General features: G+C 31.6%; 17 protein-coding genes and 1 other RNA gene. 7 read left to right on the top strand and 11 right to left on the bottom strand.

Going from position 1 to position 18266, the window contains the following annotated elements; translation table 11 throughout:
* Positions 1-8: 8 nt before the first annotated feature.
* Both ACH5TW_RS01820 and ACH5TW_RS01815 read right to left on the bottom strand, forming a co-directional pair.
* Positions 9-1400: an MFS transporter gene (locus tag ACH5TW_RS01820; protein WP_439334769.1), complete on the bottom strand. Its 1392-nt coding sequence runs from the start codon at positions 1398-1400 to the stop codon at positions 9-11.
* 172 nt (positions 1401-1572) lie between these two features.
* Complete coding sequence (locus ACH5TW_RS01815; protein WP_439334768.1) at positions 1573-2388, bottom strand: M48 family metallopeptidase; 816 nt, start codon at positions 2386-2388, stop codon at positions 1573-1575.
* 158 nt (positions 2389-2546) lie between these two features.
* Between ACH5TW_RS01815 and msrB the strand changes: the two genes are divergently transcribed.
* Entirely contained in the window at positions 2547-3029 is a 483-nt protein-coding gene (msrB, locus tag ACH5TW_RS01810) for a peptide-methionine (R)-S-oxide reductase MsrB (protein WP_439334767.1), read from the top strand.
* A 16-nt stretch (positions 3030-3045) separates the two neighbouring features.
* Entirely contained in the window at positions 3046-3612 is a 567-nt protein-coding gene (locus ACH5TW_RS01805) for a DUF1572 family protein (protein ID WP_439334766.1), read from the top strand.
* Positions 3613-3649: 37 nt separating this feature from the next.
* On the opposite strand, the gene ACH5TW_RS01800 is transcribed toward ACH5TW_RS01805, so the two are convergent.
* Entirely contained in the window at positions 3650-4570 is a 921-nt protein-coding gene (locus ACH5TW_RS01800) for a nuclear transport factor 2 family protein (protein ID WP_439334765.1), read from the bottom strand.
* 106 nt (positions 4571-4676) lie between these two features.
* Complete coding sequence (locus tag ACH5TW_RS01795; RefSeq protein WP_439334764.1) at positions 4677-5960, bottom strand: NAD(P)/FAD-dependent oxidoreductase; 1284 nt, start codon at positions 5958-5960, stop codon at positions 4677-4679.
* Between the two features lie 105 nt (positions 5961-6065).
* Between ACH5TW_RS01795 and lpdA the strand changes: the two genes are divergently transcribed.
* Positions 6066-7442 carry a dihydrolipoyl dehydrogenase gene (gene lpdA / locus ACH5TW_RS01790; RefSeq protein WP_439334763.1) on the top strand — a complete coding sequence of 459 codons (1377 nt, stop codon included), beginning with the start codon at positions 6066-6068 and terminating at the stop codon, positions 7440-7442.
* A 109-nt stretch (positions 7443-7551) separates the two neighbouring features.
* On the opposite strand, the gene aroQ is transcribed toward lpdA, so the two are convergent.
* Positions 7552-7968 (bottom strand): type II 3-dehydroquinate dehydratase, encoded by a 417-nt coding sequence (gene aroQ, locus ACH5TW_RS01785; protein ID WP_439334762.1) that lies wholly within the window; start codon positions 7966-7968, stop codon positions 7552-7554.
* 23 nt (positions 7969-7991) lie between these two features.
* Positions 7992-8870, bottom strand: coding sequence for a hypothetical protein (locus ACH5TW_RS01780; RefSeq protein ID WP_439334761.1), 879 nt, complete (start codon positions 8868-8870; stop codon positions 7992-7994).
* A gap of 50 nt (positions 8871-8920) precedes the next feature.
* On the opposite strand from ACH5TW_RS01780, the gene ACH5TW_RS01775 reads away from it, so the two are divergent.
* Positions 8921-9265: a TM2 domain-containing protein gene (locus tag ACH5TW_RS01775; protein WP_439334760.1), complete on the top strand. Its 345-nt coding sequence runs from the start codon at positions 8921-8923 to the stop codon at positions 9263-9265.
* A gap of 69 nt (positions 9266-9334) precedes the next feature.
* Positions 9335-10231: a site-specific tyrosine recombinase XerD gene (xerD, locus tag ACH5TW_RS01770; RefSeq protein ID WP_439334759.1), complete on the top strand. Its 897-nt coding sequence runs from the start codon at positions 9335-9337 to the stop codon at positions 10229-10231.
* A 101-nt stretch (positions 10232-10332) separates the two neighbouring features.
* Here the strand turns inward: xerD and rny are convergent, their stop codons facing one another.
* From rny to ACH5TW_RS01750, 4 genes are all read right to left on the bottom strand, one after another.
* The gene (gene rny, locus ACH5TW_RS01765; RefSeq protein ID WP_439334758.1) at positions 10333-11907 is read right to left on the bottom strand and encodes a ribonuclease Y; all 1575 of its coding nucleotides are present in this window, start codon (positions 11905-11907) and stop codon (positions 10333-10335) included.
* Between the two features lie 56 nt (positions 11908-11963).
* Positions 11964-12070, bottom strand: a non-coding RNA gene (gene ssrS / locus ACH5TW_RS01760) — 6S RNA.
* A 56-nt stretch (positions 12071-12126) separates the two neighbouring features.
* Entirely contained in the window at positions 12127-12420 is a 294-nt protein-coding gene (locus ACH5TW_RS01755) for a cell division protein ZapA (RefSeq protein ID WP_439334757.1), read from the bottom strand.
* 15 nt (positions 12421-12435) lie between these two features.
* On the bottom strand, positions 12436-12726 hold the full coding sequence (locus ACH5TW_RS01750; protein WP_439334756.1) for a coiled-coil domain-containing protein: 291 nt from the start codon (positions 12724-12726) through the stop codon (positions 12436-12438).
* Between the two features lie 176 nt (positions 12727-12902).
* On the opposite strand from ACH5TW_RS01750, the gene ACH5TW_RS01745 reads away from it, so the two are divergent.
* Together ACH5TW_RS01745 and ACH5TW_RS01740 are read left to right on the top strand one after the other, a co-directional pair.
* Positions 12903-14588, top strand: coding sequence for a M23 family metallopeptidase (locus ACH5TW_RS01745; RefSeq protein ID WP_439334755.1), 1686 nt, complete (start codon positions 12903-12905; stop codon positions 14586-14588).
* Positions 14542-17064, top strand: a complete 2523-nt coding sequence (locus tag ACH5TW_RS01740) for a TonB-dependent receptor (RefSeq protein ID WP_439334754.1) — start codon at positions 14542-14544, stop codon at positions 17062-17064. The genes ACH5TW_RS01745 and ACH5TW_RS01740 overlap by 47 nt, the downstream gene beginning before the upstream one ends.
* An 8-nt stretch (positions 17065-17072) precedes the next feature.
* On the opposite strand, the gene ACH5TW_RS01735 is transcribed toward ACH5TW_RS01740, so the two are convergent.
* Positions 17073-18212, bottom strand: coding sequence for a cysteine desulfurase family protein (locus tag ACH5TW_RS01735; protein ID WP_439334753.1), 1140 nt, complete (start codon positions 18210-18212; stop codon positions 17073-17075).
* Positions 18213-18266: the final 54 nt, after the last annotated feature.

Genomic DNA, 18266 nt, shown 5'->3' with positions numbered 1-18266 from the left:
TTTTAGAATCACATTCCATTAACTTCTTTTGGCACCCTAAATAACAAAACAATACCTGCTAAAAAGAATACAAACAAAAACAAAATACCGTTTCGCATACTACCGGTAATTTGATCTATAAACGCAAAAATCACCATTCCTATTACAATTCCTATTTTCTCTGCAACATCATAAAAACTAAAATAAGATGTGGTATCATCGGTTTCTGGTAAAAACTTAGAATACGTAGAACGTGCTAAAGATTGAATACCTCCCATTACAAAACCAACCATACTTGCCGCTATATAAAACTGCATAGGTGTTTTCATAAAATAAGCATAAAAGCATAAAGCCATCCAAATAAAATTAATAATGATGAGCGTTTTAATATTACCCCATTTTTTTGAAGCCATTGATGTTAAAATCGCTCCTAAAACTGCTAGTATTTGTATAACCAAAATACTACCAATTAAACCCATTGTTTTGGCATTACCATCTCCCCAAGCTATTTCTTCTTCTCCAAAATAAACCGCGACTAACATAATGGTTTGTACCGCCATACTAAAAACAAAAAACGCATATAAATAACGCTTTAAACGCAAATTTTGCTTAAGCTCCACCCATACCAATCTTAACTCTTTAAGACCATTAAAAACTACATCTTTAGTAACTTTATGACCAGAAGAACTGCCTTTTGGTAAATAATAAAATGAATATTGACTAAATAATGCCCACCAAATACCAACAGTTATAAATGATATTTTCATAGCTTCAAAAGAAGCTGCGTCTTTTGCAGTAGTCATTGCTGTTTGAATCTCTGCTTCAGTCCCACTTTTACTTATAGCTTCAGATATACTAATATCGAAACCAAACCATTGAGGAAACATAACCATTAATAAATTTAATATCAATAGAATGACACTTCCTATGTAACCCATGGAAAACCCTTTCGCACTAATACTATCCTGCTGTTCTTCAAAAGCAATATCTGGTAAATAAGAATTATAAAACACTAAACTCCCCCAATACCCAATTAAACCCATAAAATAGAATAACAAGCTTAAATGTATTTTTTCTGGAGTAATATCGAACCAATACAAACCAATACACCCTGCGCTTCCTACATAACAAAAGAATTTCATGAAATTCTTTTTGTTACCAACATAATCGGCAATACCTGAAAGAATTGGAGATGTAAAAGCAACTACCAAAAAAGTAAAAGCTGTAACAAACGTTATTAAAGCTGTACTTTTAAAATCCATACCAAAAGCATGAACGGTTTTAATTTCTGAGAGAAATAATGCAGAATAAAATATAGGAAATATAGACGACGCTATTGTTAGGGTATAAACTGAATTTGCCCAATCGTAAAACGCCCAAGCATTAAGAAGCTTTTTACTTCCTTTTTCTAGTTGATTCATATAATATGTTTAGCCATAGTTAATAAGCTTTTTCACATAATTTATGAGATTCCAAACTACATTGGAATTATTAAAATAAGAAATGGTGATTTCTTTTTTCAACAAAAAAGCTGCCCTTTTATGAGCAGCTTCTAAAGTAAACAAATATTTTTATTTAAGTGATAATATATTATTACTTAAAAGATGTAACACCAAATTTAGCAGCTTCAGCTCTTGCTTTTGGAGCTAAAGCTGTAAGGTTAGCAATTCTTGATTCGTTTGATGGATGCGTACTTAACATTTCTGGTGGCGCTTGCCCTCCACTGTTAGCACTCATACGTTTCCATAGTTCGGCAGCTTCTTCTGGGGTATAACCAGCAATAGCCATTAAATACAAGCCAATTTTATCGGCTTCGGTTTCATGACTTCTACTAAATGGCAACATTCCTAAAACGTTAGAACCTACACCATAATATTGATTAAATAAACCTCTAGAATGTTCATCTTTAATAGCAATATTTCCTGCTACTGCTAATCCTTGCTGCACCATACCTGCACTCATACGTTGTTGTCCGTGGTTTGCAAGTGCATGAGACACCTCATGCCCCATTATTGCAGCTAAACCAGCTTCCGTTTTTGCTATTGGTAAAATCCCTGTATATACAACAATCTTACCTCCTGGCATACACCAAGCATTTACTGTTTTATCATCGACTAAATTATACTCCCACTTATAATCTTTTAAATAGCCCTGATGACCATTAGCGTTTAACCAACGCTCTGCAGCTACAGCTATTTTTTGTCCTACTCTAGTAACCATAGCAGATTCTGATGTGCCAGTAACAACTTTATTGTCAGTTAAAAACTGGTCATACTGTGCAAATGCTGTTGGAAACAACTGAGAATTAGGCACAAGGGCCATTGTTTTTTTTCCTGTAAATGGATTTTCGGCACAAGCAAAAAATAATGCTACAGTTCCAAGGAGGATAAATATGCTTTTAATTTTCATGGTTAATGGTTTATTTAAGTTATAAAAATACAATAATTGTCTTTTAAATATTTTTTAGACACCGATTTTTTTTATTGGTCACTTAACACCAGAAATTATTTTCGATTAAAACGTTAAGTTTCGTATACATTCTCGACAAAACATAAAAACCTATATAAATGAAAAAATTAATAATTTTAATAGTATCCTTTTTTGTTTTAAGCTGTAATAGTTCTGCTCAAAAACCTAACAAAACAAAAACCAAGACATATAAAATCACTAAAACGGATAGCGAATGGAAAGCACAATTATCAGACATGGAATATCATGTACTAAGAAAAGCGGGTACAGAACGAGCTTTTTCGAGTCCATTTAACAAAAACTACAAAGCAGGTGTTTATGTTTGTAAAGCTTGTGAAACACCATTATTTAAAAGCGAGCACAAATTTGATTCTGGTAGTGGTTGGCCTAGTTTTGATAGAGAAATTAAAGGTAACGTTGCTTTTTCTACCGACAACAAATTAGGCTATACAAGAACTGAAGAACACTGTGCTACTTGTGGCGGCCATTTAGGACATGTTTTTAATGATGGCCCAAGAATAACGACTGGAAAGCGCCATTGTATAAATGGTGTTTCACTAAAATTTATTCCTGAAAAATAAAAATTATATTTGTTGAATGGAAAGCTATTTAGAAAGTATTATTAAGCAATTTGAATATTATAAAAGCTTAGGCGACAAAACTTTTGCTCAACTTTCGTTTGAACAAATGGAATGGCAAAGTGATGAAGACTCAAACAGTATATCAATAATCGTTAAGCATATTGTTGGTAATATGCTTAGCAGATGGACTAACTTTTTAGATGAAGACGGCGAAAAAACATGGAGAAACCGTGATGCTGAATTTATAAGCAGTTATAATAGCTTAGAAGAAATTATTGCGTCTTGGGAAAGTGCTTGGGCTTGTTTATTTAAAGCTATTACACCTTTAGAAACTACCGATTTAGAACGTATTGTTTATATTAGAAATGAAGGACATACAGTTACTGAAGCCATTAACAGACAATTGACTCATTACCCATATCATATTGGACAAATGGTATTTTTAGGAAAGCTTTTAAAAGGTAAAGAATGGCAATCATTATCAATACCAAAAGGAGGTTCTTCAAAATATAATGCTGAGAAATTTAGTAAAGATAAAGAAAGACGTCATTTTACTGATGATTTAAAAAAAAAGCACCTTTAAATAAAGGCGCTTTTTTTATTTCACTAATTTAACTTTATTAATCTAAAACCTTAGAACTAAAATACCCCATTGAACTTTCAATAACACCTTCTTTATTAAAATCATGCGAATACATCGCTGGCATTTGAATTTTTTTCTTATCTGATTTTCTTACTAATCTAAAGTTCCACCATGACTGAACAGTCATACCATCTCCAATTTCATAATGAAGTAAATCTGGATAACCTATAACATCTATACTTTCAATTTCAAAATTATCATAAAATTTTTTATGTCTTGCTTTCACCTCTTCCAATGTTTCTGATTCTCCCCAAGGCATTTCTAATGAATTAAATCTTGCTTCTTCATCAAAATAACTATACGCTTTTTCTAAATCCATATTTTCAAAAGCTGCCATCATTCGTCTAACCTTATTAATGTAGTCATGTTGATTATATAGTATTCCATTGGTTCTAGGAGAGAAACTTTCTCTAATTTCTTTTCCAACAGGATAGTTATAATAAATTTCAAGATCAATTTTATTATCTTTATTTAAACGGTACAAACTATGTGTTGGCATTTCAATTTTTACTCCAGTATCATTATGCACACCTTTTAGGTAATTCCAAGTCTGAACCCAAATTTTACCATCTTTATACACAATAGCATCAGGAAAAGCTTCTCCATGCCTAACTAAACTTACATAAGACAACCACTCTTTTTTATTTTTTGTCCACTTTAAAAAAGACTCTTTATCATTTCCCTTTGCATTCTTATTTCTAGTTGTACCACTAACAGATTTAAAATCATCAGATAAAAAAGAAGCTACTTTTTCAACGTTTCCTTCTACATCTGCTTGCTGCATAGCTTCAACAACATCAATTGCTGGATGCTCAATGTAAACTGTTCCGTTTTTTTTCTTTTGAGAATACATGACACCAACAAAAAGCATCATGACAATAATGACATGTTTTTTCATTTTTAATTAAATTTTGATTAGTTAATCTTATAAATTTAATTAAAATAATTGATAATCAACTGGTTATTACTTTATTTGTTTGACTAATAAATAGACATGATTCATATTATAATTTAAGATTCTTCTTAAATGGTCTAATAATTAATCGCGCCTCTCTATCGAAACGAATATAATTATACACCCAGTTTATAAAAACTACCATGCGATTTCTAAAACCTATTAAGAAAAAGAGATGCACAAACATCCAAACATACCAAGCAAATACGCCTTGAAATTTAAACTTTTTTAAATCTACAACCGCTTTGTTTCTACCAATGGTTGCCATAGCCCCTTTATCTTTATATGTAAAAGGCTCCATAGGTTTCTGCTCTATTAATTTTAAAATATTATCGCCTAATTGATCGCCTTGTTGTATGGCAGGTTGCGCCATCATGGGGAATCCGTTAGGAAATTCATCACTAACCATAGAAGCTATATCTCCAATTGCAAAAATGTGATTATAACCTTTAACCTGATTAAATTCGTTTACTATAAGTCTATTACCTCGTGTTATAAATTCTTCTGAATCTAGTCCTTTTATGGTAGCGCCTTTTACACCTGCAGCCCAAACCAATGTAGCTGTTTCAAAAGTTAAATCGGTATTTGTGGTAACCGTTTTTCCATCATAATTAGTAACACGTACGTTTTTCCAAATATGAACGCCAAGTTTTTCTAAAAAATCTTCTGCTTTTGCTGAAGCATTAGTACTCATTCCTTTTAAAATACAATCGCCTGATTGTACAATATGTATTTGAGCTAAACGGGTATCTAAATCGGGATAATCTTTTGGTAAAATACCTTTTTTTATTTCGGCCAATGCACCGGCAAGTTCAACACCTGTTGGCCCACCTCCTACTATTACAAAATTCATTAAAGCATTACGCTCGTTTAAATCGGATGTTAATAAGGCATCTTCAAAGTTTTCAAGAATTAAACTCCGTAAATTGAGCGACTGTGGTATGGATTTCATGGCCATACTGTGCTTTTCTATTTCAGAATTACCAAAATAATTTGTTTTAGAACCGGAAGCAACAACCAAATAATCGAATTTTAAATCGCCAATATCGGTATTAACAACCTTATTTTCTATATCAATTTCATTTACTTCTGCTAAGCGAAAATGAAAATTAGGAAAATCTTTAAGAATTTTTCTAATAGGATAAGCAATAGAATCTGGCTCTAAACCACCTGTAGAAACCTGATAAAGAAGCGGTTGAAATGTGTGGTAATTATTTTTATCTAACAAAACAACTTGAACTTCTTGCTTCGATAATTTTTTAGCTAAAGCTACTCCTGCGAAACCACCACCAATAATAACGATTCTAGGAAAACTTGTTCTTGATATATTCATATAATGAAATTGCAAAACAAAGGTAATAAAAGATATAAATTTATAGGTTTCTAAAATTTATTATTCAAAATCGATTTCGTAAATTCGTAGCCTAAAAAATTACACATGAGTAAATACGATATAATTGTTCTTGGAAGTGGTCCTGGTGGATATGTTACAGCTATTAGAGCATCACAATTAGGTTTTAAAACTGCTATTGTTGAAAAAGAAAGCCTTGGTGGGGTTTGCTTAAATTGGGGTTGCATCCCTACAAAAGCCTTATTAAAGTCTGCTCAAGTTTTTGAATATCTAAAACATGCAGGTGATTATGGTTTATCTGTTAAAGATTTTGATAAAGATTTTGACGCCGTTGTAAAACGTAGCCGTGGTGTTGCCGATGGCATGAGCAAGGGTATTGAATTTTTAATGAAGAAAAACAAAATTGACGTTATTTCTGGTTATGGAAAACTAAAACCAGGCAAAAAAATTGACGTTGATGGCACAGAATATAGTGCAAACAACATTATAATTGCTACTGGAGCACGTTCTCGCGAATTACCAAATTTACCTCAAGATGGTAAAAAAGTAATTGGCTATAGAGAAGCGATGACTTTACCAAAACAACCAAAGAAAATGATTGTGGTTGGTTCTGGAGCTATTGGTGTTGAGTTTGCATATTTCTACAATTCAATGGGAACTGAAGTTACTATTGTTGAATATTTACCAAATGTTGTACCTGTTGAAGACGTAGATGTTTCTAAACAATTAGAGCGTTCTTTTAAAAAGAGTGGTATAAAAATAATGACTTCTGCCGAAGTAACATCGGTTGATACTTCTGGTAAAGGCGTTAAAGCAACTGTAAAAACAAGTAAAGGTGAAGAAGTTTTAGAAGCTGACATTATACTTTCTGCTGTTGGTATTAAAACAAACATTGAAAATATTGGTTTAGAAGATGTTGGAATTGTTGTTGATAGAGATAAAATTTTAGTTAACGATTTTTACCAAACAAACATTCCTGGATACTTTGCTATTGGAGATGTTACTCCTGGTCAAGCATTAGCACACGTTGCTTCCGCGGAAGGAATACTTTGTGTTGAAAAACTTGCAGGACAACATGTTGAAGCTTTAGATTACGGAAACATTCCTGGTTGCACATATTGCTCTCCAGAAATTGCTTCTGTTGGTTTAACTGAAAAGCAAGCTAAAGATAAAGGTATTGATATTAAAGTTGGTAAATTTCCTTTCTCTGCTTCTGGTAAAGCGAGTGCAGGCGGAAATAAAGATGGTTTTGTAAAAGTTATTTTTGATGCTAAATACGGCGAATGGTTAGGTTGCCATATGATTGGCGCTGGTGTAACCGATATGATTGCTGAAGCTGTTTTAGGTAGAAAACTTGAAACTACAGGTCATGAAGTATTAAAAACAGTGCATCCACACCCAACAATGAGTGAAGCGGTTATGGAAGCTGTTGCTGATGCTTATGATGAAGTGATACATTTATAATAAGATCCACCTTGACTCCCCAAAGGAGACGCGGTTGGATATTAAAACTATAAAAAATGCGATTCAAATTTTGAATCGCATTTTTTATAGTTTTAATATTTAGGATTGTTTAAAAAAAACTCTGAATAGCTAACTCATAACTCTGTAAGCCAAAACCTAATATAACGCCTCTAGCATTAGGAGATATAAATGACTGATGCCTAAACTCTTCTCTATTATAGGTATTAGAAATATGTACTTCTACAACAGGCGTTTCAATTGCTTTTACAGCATCTCCTATTCCTACTGATGTATGTGTATAAGCCGCAGCATTTAAAATAACACCATCATAACTAAAACCTACTTCATGTAGCTTATTAATAAGTTCTCCTTCTATATTAGATTGAAAATAATCTATATCTGCATTTGGATACTTACCAACTACTTCCTCTAAAAACTCAGTAAAAGATAAACTTCCGTAAATATTTGGCTCTCTTTTACCTAAAAGATTAAGATTTGGACCGTTAATGATTATTAATTTTTTCATAAGGTAAATATATTAAAAATACTTTATCTGCTTTTTAAAATATCAATTTGTGTAGATTCTCCTTTTTTTAAATTTGATAAAGCTTTTATATAATTATTATTGTCATCTATTTCTACAACTATGGTATTAGGAGCTATTGAACCTTCATTATTCGCCTTAATCACAACGGATGTTTTTTCATCAATTAAATCAATAGAAATTGTTTTTTTGTTAATATCTGCTTCATATTCATTTACTAATACCTTACCGTTAGCAGAAATCGTAATTTTATCTCCATCTTCTTTACCACCATCATAAATAATTAAATTAATTTTATTAGCTTTTGAAAAAACACTTAAAGTCTGATTTTTTCTTAAAATATTCATATTTAAAGAATCCATCATTTTTATCAAATTTACCTTTTGCTTAATACTATCAGGTATTTTTTTTGAATTACTAATCTTTTTAACAACCTTTTCTAGACGTTTTTCTACTTTTTCTATAGCATTCAACATGATTTCACCATTAATACATTTTGTATTATCTGAAAATAGTCCGATAAAATTGGTTTTAACATTTTTAGTTTTACCAAAAACAAAGTTTTTCACAGTTACGTTTAAAAAACAAAAATCATCTTGAGAAATTGGAGATTTGGTATAAACAATACCTGTTTCTCTAAAACTTAACTCTTTCTTTTTAACATCATATTCACCAATAATATTAGACTTAGTTTCATGCTCTCCTCGTAAATCTGTAACAGAATAACCACTAACTCTATCTGCTTGTTCTTTAAAAAAAATTTTATATGATACTACTGTTGAGTCATTTAACTTAACACCTCCAACAAACTCATATTTTTCTTGAGACAAACAATAATTAAAGAAAGAAAAAGAAAACAAAAAAAGTAAGTAATATCTTGACATTATTAAGTTATTTTGTATAAATTAGTCCAACAAACATAAACCATTTAAACATGAAAATTAAATTATTACTTTCTTTTCTAGTAGTCTTTTTAACGTATTCTACTAGTTATGCATCTTTTCCTGTAAAAAGATCTATTACAACAACTACTAACACTGAAGTATCTGTTAGTGAAAACGAAACTCTAGAAGTCTTAACTCCTGTAACTACGGTTAAGGCAAAAGATAAATGGGTAGGTGTTGCTTTATGGTTCTTTTTAGGTTGGCCTTTTGCTGCTCATAGATGGTATTACAACAAACCTGTTTGGGCCAATATCTTATTTATAATTACAATAGGTGGATTAGGTATCTGGGCCATTATTGATTTAATCAATATGTTAACAGATAAATGGGATTAATTTATTGAACATAAATATTCTAAAAAAACTACCTTAGGGTAGTTTTTTTTATGCTTATTTTTACCAATCATGAAATGGCAGCAAGCTCTTAAAGATTATCAATTATATTTAAAGATAGAACGCGGACTATCTAAAAACTCTATTGATAATTACACCCTAGATGTACAAAAGTTGATTTCTTATTTAGAAACGAACAACATGAGTATATCTCCAATTTCAATTACACCAGAAATTATTCAGCAATTTATTTATGATGTCGCAAAAAATGTAAATGCACGTTCTCAATCTCGTTTAATTTCCGGATTACGCAGCTTTTTTAGCTATCTAGTTTTCGAAGATTATCGACCTTCAAATCCTTTAGAATTAATTGAATCGCCCAAAATAGGCAGAAAACTTCCTGACACCTTATCAGAAGAAGAAATTGACAGCCTAATTAATGCTATCGATTTAAGTAAACCAGAAGGCGAACGCAATCGTGCGATGTTAGAAACCTTATATGGTTGTGGTTTACGTGTTAGCGAATTGATTAATTTAAAATTATCTGATTTATTTTTTGATGAAGGTTTTATTAAAGTTACCGGCAAAGGAGACAAACAACGCTTTGTACCTATTGTGGGCATTACTCAAAAGTTTATAAATATTTACAGAACCAATATTCGTAACCACATAAATATTCAAACTGGTTTTGAAGATACTTTATTTTTAAACCGCCGAGGTAAACAATTAACAAGAGCCATGATTTTTACTATTATTAAACAACTAGCAGAAAAAGTTGGACTAAAAAAAAGTATTTCTCCACACACATTTAGACATTCGTTTGCAACACATTTATTGCAAAACGATGCCGATTTACGCTCTATACAACTCATGCTTGGTCATGAAAGTATAACCACTACTGAAATATATGTGCATCTAGATAAAAGTCATTTAACCAAAGTGGTTGAGAAGTTTCATCCTAGGAAATAAGTTAGAAGTTACAATAAAACTAAAAAATCCAGCTGACGCTGGATTTTTTAGTTTTAACACTTAATGTTTCTCTTAATGAGATTCCTGCCTTCGCAGGAATTTTACTTAGCAATATTTACCGCTCTAGTTTCTCTAATAACAGTTACTTTAACTTGTCCTGGATAAGTCATATCCGTTTGTACCTTTTGAGAAATACTAAATGATAAATCGGCAGCTTTTTGATCATCTACTTTTTCACTTTCTACAATAACGCGAAGTTCTCTACCCGCTTGAATAGCATAAGCTTTTTTAACGCCTGTAAATCCAAAAGCAATATCTTCTAAATCCTTTAAACGTTGTATGTAACTATCTAAAACTTGACGACGAGCTCCTGGACGAGCTCCTGAAATAGCATCACAAACTTGAATAATTGGTGCTATTAATGATTTCATTTCTACTTCATCATGGTGAGCTCCAATAGCATTACAAACATCAGCTTTTTCATTATATTTTTCTGCCCATTGCATTCCTAAAATAGCATGAGGAGTTTCCATATCTGCTTCTGCATCTGGCACTTTACCTATATCATGCAATAATCCTGCACGTTTTGCTAATTTTGGATTTAAACCTAATTCAGCCGCCATAACACCACAAAGTTTAGCTACTTCACGCGAGTGCTGCAACAAATTTTGCCCATAAGAAGAACGATACTTCATACGCCCAACCATCTTAATAAGTTCTGGATGTAAATTATGAATTCCTAAATCTATAACGGTACGTTTACCAACTTCAATAATCTCCTGTTCTATTTGTTTTTGAGTCTTTTTAACAACTTCCTCAATTCTTGCTGGGTGAATTCTACCATCAGTTACTAATTTGTGTAATGACAAACGAGCAATTTCTCTTCGCACAGAATCAAAACAAGACAAGATAATAGCCTCAGGTGTATCATCAACAATAATCTCAACACCAGTAGCAGCTTCAATAGCACGAATATTTCGTCCTTCACGACCAATAATACGTCCTTTTACATCATCAGATTCTATATTAAAAACAGACACACAGTTATCTACCGCCTCTTCTGTTCCTATACGCTGAATGGTGTTAATAATAATCTTCTTAGCATCTTGCTCTGCTGTCAATTTAGCTTCCTCTAATGAACTTTGAACAAATGCCATGGCATCATTTTTAGCTTCACCCTTTAAAGATTCTACTAATTGCTCTTTCGCTTCTTCTGCAGAAAGACTAGAAATAACTTCTAATTGCTGTACTTGATTTTTATGAAGTTTATCTATTTCTTCTTGCTTCTTTTCAAGTACATCTATTCTATGATCATAGTCCTTAATCTTACTATCTAAACTTTGATTAAGTTTAGATGTTTTTGATAATTCACTAGAAACTTGTGACTCTTTATCACGAGTACGTTTTTCTGCTTCAGCCATTTTTTTGTCACGAGAAAGAATTACTTTTTCATGTTCTGACTTAAGCTCTAAAAATTTTTCTTTAGCTTGAAGTATCTTATCTTTTTTAATTGATTCGCCTTCGCTATTTGCTTCTTTAAGTATTAAAGCGGCATTTTTCTTTGCTTCTTTTACAAGTTTTGAAGCATTATTCTTTTCAAGAGTTTTTGCTATAATAAAGCCAATAATTAGCCCTAAAGCAACACCTCCTAATGCAAATATAATTGAGTTATCCATCGTATTTTATTAATTGTATATATAAAAAAAGCCTACACCAGCTTAAAGTTTTGTATAAACTCCTTAAAAACAAGTTTAGGGCTAACAAGCTGATCAAGGATCTGCTCAAGGCAGCGTGCTTTTACAACTTAAACTCACCCTTTTTAAAGAATTAACGTTGAGTTTATCAAAAAAAATAACCAATGTAGGCAGTAACTTTTAGTTTATTTAAAGAACGTTTTAAGAGACTAAATAAGAATGCAACAAATCATTTAAAGCATTGAGCTTTTCTTCAACATGTTCATTTACATTTGCTTTATCTATAGACTTCTGTTCTACTTGAGATGCAAATTGTAAAGCACACATGGCTAAAACATCTTGTTTATCTCGAACAGAATAACTTTGCTCAAATTGTTTTATCATAGCTTCAATGTTTTTAGCCGCTTTACGAAGTCCTTCCTCTTGACTCGCTTCAATAGTTAAAGGATATACCCTATTACCTATTGACAACTTTATTTTAAGCTTTTCTGACATTGAATTTATGTTGCCTTATTCAGAAAGTTGACCAATACAATGATCTATATCTCTAATTAATGCGTTTATTTTAAGCTTAGTATCTCTTTTATTATCGTCACTACCTAGTATTGAATTTGCGATTTTAAGAGCTTCATACTTTTCTTCCCAAGTTGCTATATGCAATTTTTGGTTATAAATTTCTTTTTTTGAAACTTCTAATTCTTCAGTTAATTTTAAATTAGCTTGCTTTAAAAGCTCTAGTTTCTGTAATACTTTGCTAATTTTGTTTTCTAAAGAATCTACAATATCTTCAATATTACTCATTTACAAATTTCAATACTTATATCACAAAGTTAACATACCTAATGATAAATTACAATTGTTTTTTCATAAAATTTCAAATTAGAGTATTATTACTCATACTCAATACAATGGCTTCATTTTTGTTTTATTCTTTGCGTTCTCATATCTAATTAATATTTTAGCACCAATACTTACCTATGCGATTCAGTCTTTTTATTTTTTTAATTTTCACAGCCCTTTCTAGTGCTCAAAACAATTATCCACAAGATTATTTTAGCAACCCTTTAGAAATACCTCTCATACTTTCTGGTACTTTTGCAGAGTTACGTTCTAACCATTTTCATTCTGGATTAGATATAAAAACACAGCAACGTGTTGGTTTAAAAGTAAAAGCTATTGCAAACGGTTATGTTAGCCGCATAAAAGTGTCTCATTATGGATACGGAAAAGCTTTATACATAACACACCCAAATGGCTATACGAGTGTTTATGGTCATTTACAAAAATTTGCACCAGAAATTGAAGCTTATATTAAGAAGCATCAATATGAAAAGGAATCTTATCAAATAGAATTATTTCCTTCTGCAGAAACCTTACCCGTATCAAAAGACAGTTTAGTTGCTTATAGTGGAAATTCGGGTGGGTCTGGTGGTCCTCATTTGCATTTTGAAATTAGAGATAAGGCTGAACGACCTATGAACCCAATGCTTTTTGGAATTGATATAAAAGATGATATTGCTCCTGTAATTAAATCAATTTACGCCTACCCTCTTGACGATAATGCGTTTATAAACAAATCGAACACCAAACAAAAGCTAAACTTAATCCCATTACAAAATGGCGATTATGTAATAAAAAACATAGAAGCTTATGGAAACATTGGCTTTGGTATTGAAACAATTGACAGACAAAATTTAGCTGCAAATTCAAATGGTGTTTACAATATTCAAACCTTTGTAAACGGTAATAGAAATTTTGAAATTGACTTTAAAAAATTCTCTTTTGCTGAAACGAGACATCTTAATCAATTAATTGATTATGAAATTTACACAACTAAAAAACGTCGCATTCAAAAATTATTCAAAAAAAACAATCCTTTAAGTTTACTAAAACCTGTTATAAATAATGGAGTCTTAAATATTGAAGACAGCACCTATTCGGTTTATAAAATTAAAGTAGCCGATTATAAAAATAATGCATCATGGGTAACCATAAATATTAAAGGCTCAAAAAACAGTATTACAGAAACTACAGCAAAAAAAATAACACCTTATTTTATTAAAACCGATCAAGCAGTTAATTTAAAAGAAGAAAATATTGCTGTTGATTTTTACAAAGACACATTTTATGATGATTTCTATTTAGATTTTGATGTAAAAAACGACACCCTAACGCTTCACAAAAACACGATTGCTGCAAAAAAAAGTTTCAATATAACTTTTGACATTAGCAAATACAATGAAGAAGACAAACAAAAACTATACATTGCGCGTTTGGTAGGTTACAAAAAGTACCCAACTTATTCTACTACTAAAAGAAAAGAAAACCTCTTAACTACTAACACAAAAATACTTGGCACATACACACTTGCTAGAGACACTATAAAACCTACTATTACTCCTATTAATTTTAAAAACGGCCAATGGCTTAGTAAGTATCGTTATTTAAAAATTAAAATTAACGATACAGGCTCAGGCATCTCTAATTACAGAGCAACTGTTAATGGAAAATGGATCTTAATGGAGTACGATTATAAAACAAAAACACTCACTCACGATTTTAATGATAACGTTATAACCGATACCAAAAATAATTTAAAAGTAATTCTAACTGATAATGTTGGAAATAATTCTACTTTTGAAGCGTTATTTTACAGAAAATAAACCAACAAACCAATTGAAAGCAAAATTCTCACTCTTCGCTATATTATTTTTATCAATATTTTATATTGGTTATGCGCAAACAGGCACTATTCAAGGTGTTATTTTAGATGTCGATAATTTCCCCATTTCTAATGTAAGTATCAAAACTGGAACAGATGGAACAGTAACCAATATTAATGGTTTTTATACCATTGACATTCCTGCTAATCAAGATATAACTGTTGAATTTACACATATAGCATTTAAAAAAATTATTAGTCCTTTTCGTTTAAAAAATGGAGAAACAATAGAGTTTAACCCAGTTATGAGCACCTCTGTTGAACAAATAAACACAGTTATAATTTCGGGAAAAAGAAGAAAAGACGTTGAAGGTATTATTACAATTAAACCTGAAACTATACGTAAAATACCAGGAGCAAATGCAGGTGTAGAAAATCTTCTATTATCACTTCCTGGTGTTAGTAATAATAATGAATTAAGCACACAATATAATGTTCGAGGTGGAAACTATGATGAAAACCTCGTATACGTTAACGATATAGAAGTATACCGCCCTTTTTTAGTACGTTCTGGACAGCAAGAAGGATTAAGTTTTGTAAACACTGATTTGGTACAAAATGTCGATTTTTCAGCAGGAGGATTTCAAGCTAAATATGGAGACAAATTATCTTCAGTTTTAGACATTACATATAAAACACCTTATCAATTTGAAGTTAATGCCGATTTAAGCTTATTGGGAGGTAGTCTTTCTGTTGAAAACATAAGTGAAGATTCAAAATTTTCAGCAATCGTAGGTGCTCGCTATCGCGATAATAGCTTACTAGTTAACGCCAAAGAAACGGAGACCAATTTCAACCCTTCATTTGCAGATATTCAAGGGTATTTTACTTATAAATTTTCTAATAAATTTCATTTAAGTTTTTTAGGAAATGCATCTTTAAATAAATACAACTACCAACCACAAACAAGACAAACTAATTTCGGAACTCTGGCAGAACCAATAGCATTACTCATATTCTACGAAGGTCAAGAAAAAGATCAATACCAAACGCTTTTTGGTGCTTTTAAAGGTACTTATTTTGCTAATGAGAATTTATCTCTTGATTTAATCACATCAACTTATCACACAACAGAAGAAGAGTATTTTGATATTTTAGCACAATACAGACTTGGAGAAGTAAACACCAATATTGGTGAAGAAGACTTAGGGGAAGTTGAATTTAGTGAAGGTATTGGAAGCCAATTAAATCATGGTCGCAATGACTTAGACGCGCTTATAACTAACATTGAACATAAAGGCCATTTAAAGATTGATAAAAATCGTATTGAATGGTCTCTTAAATACACTAATGAAGATATACGCGATCGCTTAGTTGAATGGGAACAAATTGATTCGGCGGGATTTTCAATAAGGCCTCCAAAAACAGTTTTAAGAAATGAACAACCTTATATACCTTTTAGCGGCCCATTAGAAGCGTTTAACAATGTTCGCACTACAAACAATACACAAATAAATAGAATACAAGCTTATGCGCAATGGAGTAAGCGCTCAACAATAGGAACCAGTGATGTTTGGTATAACGCAGGTGTTAGAGTTCATAACTGGTCGGTTAGTGGCGATGAGATTGCGTCATCAAACCAAACCGTTTTTAGTCCGCGTGCACAATTCACAATAAAACCTTATTGGGAAAAAGACATGTTATTTAGAATTTCAACTGGTTTATATTACCAACCTCCTTTTTATAGAGAATTACGTGATGCTAATGGCGTTGTACAACCCAATGTAAAAGCACAAAAATCATTTCATATAGTATTAGGAAACGATTATAGTTTTAAAATGTGGGATAGACCTTTTAAACTAACAACTGAGCTTTATTATAAAGGACTAACCGATGTAAACCCATATACACTTGAAAATGTACGAATTAGATACAGTGCTAATAACAACGCAAAAGCACGTGCCTATGGCTTAGATATGAGATTGAATGGTGAATTTGTTCCAGGCACAGAATCATGGTTTAGTTTTGGATACTTAAAAAACGAAGAAAACATTGATAATAGAGGTTATATTGCACGACCAACAGATCAACGTTTAAAATTTGCCGCCTTATTTCAAGATTATGTGCCAAATGTACCAAATATGAAAATGTATTTAAATTTGGTTTATAACACAGGTTTACCTGGAGGCTCTCCTAGTTATGTAGATCCTTACGATTATCAAAACAGACTCCCAGATTATAAAAGAGCCGATTTAGGGTTACAGTTTGTAATTGTAGATGACAAAAAACAATTTAAAAGCGGTTGGAAAAAACCTTTTAAAGCCTTGTCATTTGGTTTTGAGATATTCAACATGTTTGATGCACAAAACTCTATTACAAATACATGGGTAAGAGATGTGTATAGCAAGCGTCAATACGCCATTCCTAATTACTTAACACCGCGGGTTTTTAACGTAAGAACTACTATGAAGTTTTAATTACATTACTAAATAAACTCCTTCAAAACATCAACAACGTAATCTACTTCTTCTTTAGTATTATAAATACTAAAAGAAAAACGAAAAGAAGGTTTAAGCAAGTCTTCATCTGTTAAAATTTCAGTCAAAACATGAGAGTTTTGAGAGCTTCCACTTTGGCAAGCACTTCCTTTTGAACAAGCAATTCCTTTTAAATCTAACTGAAATAATAACATCGCCGATTTTTCAGGAGGCACAGGCAAACATACATTTACCAAGGCATAACTACTCTTTTCTAAATTATGTGACTGTCCATTAAAAGTTACTTCAGGAATATACTTAGTAACAGAATCTATAAAATATTGTTTTAGTTCTTTAACGTATGCAGCTTCTGTTTCAAAATTATCATTAGCCATTTTTAAAGCCGTTTCAAGTCCCACAATATTATGTACACTTTCGGTCCCTGCTCGAAGTCCACGCTCCTGATCGCCTCCAAAAACAAGGGGTTTTAAACCAGTATTTTTTCTAACAAAAGCAAACCCAACACCTTTTGGCCCATGAAATTTATGTGCAGCAGCCGCTAAAAAATCAACTTGAATATCTTGCAAATCTATTTTATAATGCCCTACAGATTGCACAGCATCAGTATGATACAAAGCATCATTCGCTTTACATAAATCGGCAACACGTTTTATGTCTAGTATATTACCTATTTCATTATTTATATGCATCAAGCTAACTAGTGTTTTCTCTTCAGCTTGCAATAAAGTTTCTAAATGCAAAAAATCTACATCTCCATTCTTTTCTATATTTACATAACTAACAGTAATTCCATATTCTTTTTGCAATTGCTCTACAGTGTGTAAAACAGCATGATGTTCAATTTTTGAAGTTATAATGTGTTTAATATTTAAATCTCTAACAGCACTATTTAATATTAAATTATCAGCTTCTGTACCACCTGCTGTAAACACAATTTCACCTGCAGAAACATTTAAACTACTCGCAATAATCTTTCTTGATTTCTCAATTAAAACTTTTGATGACCTACCAAAACTATGTGAAGACGAAGCGTTTCCGTAATTACTTCTCATAACTTTCGTCATCGCATTAATCACCTCATCTCGTATTTGAGTGGTAGCAGCATTATCAAAATATATTGGATTCATCTATTTCTTTTAAACCACAAAAATACTTGAAATAAAATTATTATTAATATCCTA

Origin of the sequence: Thalassobellus sediminis (assembly GCF_044386045.1) — a bacterium.
GTDB lineage: Bacteria > Bacteroidota > Bacteroidia > Flavobacteriales > Flavobacteriaceae > Thalassobellus > Thalassobellus sediminis.
This window is presented reverse-complemented; position numbering and strand designations above follow the sequence as displayed.

Coding starts and splice junctions, on each gene's coding strand:
- msrB (WP_439334767.1), top strand. CDS start 2,547: ATGAAAAAATTAATAATTTTAATAGTATCCTTTTTTGTTTTAAGCTGT.
- aroQ (WP_439334762.1), bottom strand. CDS start 7,968: ATGAAAAAATTAATAATCATTAACGGTCCAAATCTTAATCTTTTAGGT.
- ACH5TW_RS01800 (WP_439334765.1), bottom strand. CDS start 4,570: ATGAAAAAACATGTCATTATTGTCATGATGCTTTTTGTTGGTGTCATG.
- xerD (WP_439334759.1), top strand. CDS start 9,335: ATGAAATGGCAGCAAGCTCTTAAAGATTATCAATTATATTTAAAGATA.
- ACH5TW_RS01755 (WP_439334757.1), bottom strand. CDS start 12,420: ATGTCAGAAAAGCTTAAAATAAAGTTGTCAATAGGTAATAGGGTATAT.
- ACH5TW_RS01780 (WP_439334761.1), bottom strand. CDS start 8,870: ATGTCAAGATATTACTTACTTTTTTTGTTTTCTTTTTCTTTCTTTAAT.
- ACH5TW_RS01775 (WP_439334760.1), top strand. CDS start 8,921: ATGAAAATTAAATTATTACTTTCTTTTCTAGTAGTCTTTTTAACGTAT.
- ACH5TW_RS01735 (WP_439334753.1), bottom strand. CDS start 18,212: ATGAATCCAATATATTTTGATAATGCTGCTACCACTCAAATACGAGAT.
- ACH5TW_RS01745 (WP_439334755.1), top strand. CDS start 12,903: ATGCGATTCAGTCTTTTTATTTTTTTAATTTTCACAGCCCTTTCTAGT.
- ACH5TW_RS01815 (WP_439334768.1), bottom strand. CDS start 2,388: ATGAAAATTAAAAGCATATTTATCCTCCTTGGAACTGTAGCATTATTT.
- rny (WP_439334758.1), bottom strand. CDS start 11,907: ATGGATAACTCAATTATATTTGCATTAGGAGGTGTTGCTTTAGGGCTA.
- ACH5TW_RS01805 (WP_439334766.1), top strand. CDS start 3,046: ATGGAAAGCTATTTAGAAAGTATTATTAAGCAATTTGAATATTATAAA.
- ACH5TW_RS01795 (WP_439334764.1), bottom strand. CDS start 5,960: ATGAATATATCAAGAACAAGTTTTCCTAGAATCGTTATTATTGGTGGT.
- ACH5TW_RS01740 (WP_439334754.1), top strand. CDS start 14,542: ATGTTGGAAATAATTCTACTTTTGAAGCGTTATTTTACAGAAAATAAA.
- ACH5TW_RS01820 (WP_439334769.1), bottom strand. CDS start 1,400: ATGAATCAACTAGAAAAAGGAAGTAAAAAGCTTCTTAATGCTTGGGCG.
- lpdA (WP_439334763.1), top strand. CDS start 6,066: ATGAGTAAATACGATATAATTGTTCTTGGAAGTGGTCCTGGTGGATAT.
- ACH5TW_RS01750 (WP_439334756.1), bottom strand. CDS start 12,726: ATGAGTAATATTGAAGATATTGTAGATTCTTTAGAAAACAAAATTAGC.